1 protein-coding gene is annotated in these 317 nt (G+C 45.1%); it reads right to left on the reverse strand.

Translation table 11 applies throughout. The annotated features are described in order from the left end of the window. On the reverse strand, positions 1 to 317 hold a 317-nt coding region (locus H6A61_RS16335; protein WP_204394808.1), incomplete at both ends, for an AAA family ATPase.

Below are 317 nucleotides of genomic sequence, written 5' to 3' on the forward strand. Positions count from 1 at the left end.
TAGAATCCAGAGTAATCATTAAACCTGACAGGTTATAAATATCCACACAATCCTCGTTGAAGTGATACCCGTCGTACAATTCCTTGAGTTTCGCCTTTGTCTCCTCCTCAGTCATATTATTGGCCGCACCCAACTCCTTTATGCCTTCTTTGAATACAGAGTGCAGTTCCTCCTCCGTGATACCGCAAATCTTTTCGTATGCCTTCAGCATCGAAATATCCCTCAGATTGTTCAAGTCGCTGAACACACTCACCTTTCCGAATTTCGTCACCCCCGTCAGCAGAGCGAACCGTATATACCTGTCCATCGATTTCAGC

This window comes from Bacteroides caecigallinarum (genome assembly GCF_016901995.1).
Classification (GTDB): domain Bacteria; phylum Bacteroidota; class Bacteroidia; order Bacteroidales; family Bacteroidaceae; genus Phocaeicola; species Phocaeicola cellulolyticus.